The organism is Candidatus Symbiopectobacterium sp., assembly GCF_020054415.1.
Lineage (GTDB): Bacteria > Pseudomonadota > Gammaproteobacteria > Enterobacterales > Enterobacteriaceae > Symbiopectobacterium.
This window is the reverse complement of record NZ_JAHWCO010000060.1, coordinates 1-1,126: the sequence shown is the minus strand read 5'-3', so window position 1 is coordinate 1,126 and position 1,126 is coordinate 1. Positions and strand designations below refer to the sequence as shown.

The 1,126-nt window shown below is 35.8% G+C and carries 1 protein-coding gene; it reads left to right on the top strand.

Going from position 1 to position 1,126, the window contains the following annotated elements:
* Positions 1 to 178 precede the first annotated feature (178 nt).
* The gene (locus QZ506_RS02010; RefSeq protein WP_291968681.1) at positions 179 to 1,006 is read left to right on the top strand and encodes a hypothetical protein; all 828 of its coding nucleotides are present in this window, start codon (positions 179 to 181) and stop codon (positions 1,004 to 1,006) included.
* Positions 1,007 to 1,126: the final 120 nt, after the last annotated feature.

Genomic DNA, 1,126 nt, shown 5'->3' with positions numbered 1-1,126 from the left:
GGCTTTGTTGAATAAATAGATTTTATGCTGGCAGCCCAGCGAAACGACGGATCCTCGCAACGTAAAATCATGCAGTTAGGCATCATGAGAAAAGTGTACACCTGAGATGACAAGCATTTTCAACCAAAACTGGCATGGAAAAACAGCATGATTACCTATTATTCAACAAAGCCACTGGATGGATATTAACGCAGTTATGTATAAAAGAAATCCTTTATGCTTTTCTTTAAAATATGTTTTTGCAAAAGTAGCTGGCTTTAATAACCATATCACGCCAATAAATGAGATTATCGGCGCATATATATTTAGTGGATTTAATGGTGGTGAAAGTGATACCGATTTTATTTCACTGATAGACACGTGTGATAAATACCCTCGATTAGAGAGAAATGCTAAATACCGTCAGTCACGTGAAAGTATTAATTTTATTTCTCAAATATCTTACTTGCATAACACAGGACAGGACATCATCGTATCCCTTAATCAGGAAGATGCTCACGACATATTTCACTCTTTGAGTCCAATATCAGGACGGTGCGAAACTGATGGTAATCTTGAAATACAAAGGGTTGCTCGCTTCTTTCGAGACGGTTCTGAACACGATTTTTTTGATTACAAAGGAACAATAGTTTCAGACGTTTTAGAAAGTGGATTTATTGAAGGTAGCAAGGTTAAGAAGACACACGTAATTATAGAAAGGAATACTCAAATACGAAACTTTTATTTTGATAAATTTCCAAGCCCTGTTTGTAAATCATGTCAAATAGATACTAGTAAAAAATATCCGTGGGTTAACAGAGTTCTTGATCTTCATCATATTTTACTACTTTCATCAGGAACTCGAGTAAACTCAAGGTCTGGAACAATCATTGACGATATGATACCTATTTGTCCAACATGTCACAGAGCGATTCATCGTTATTATGATGATTACCTGAGAATAAACAATAAAAGTGATTTTGAAACTAAAGAGGAAGCACATGATATCTACGGCTTTGTTGAATAAATAGAACTTTTGGGTAATCATCGGAGCAGATCACCACAGTTGTTTCAAAATCAGGTCTCCATGGCAAAACAAAATTTTAAAATCACCAACTGGCCCTCTTATAACAAGGCCCTCAAGCAG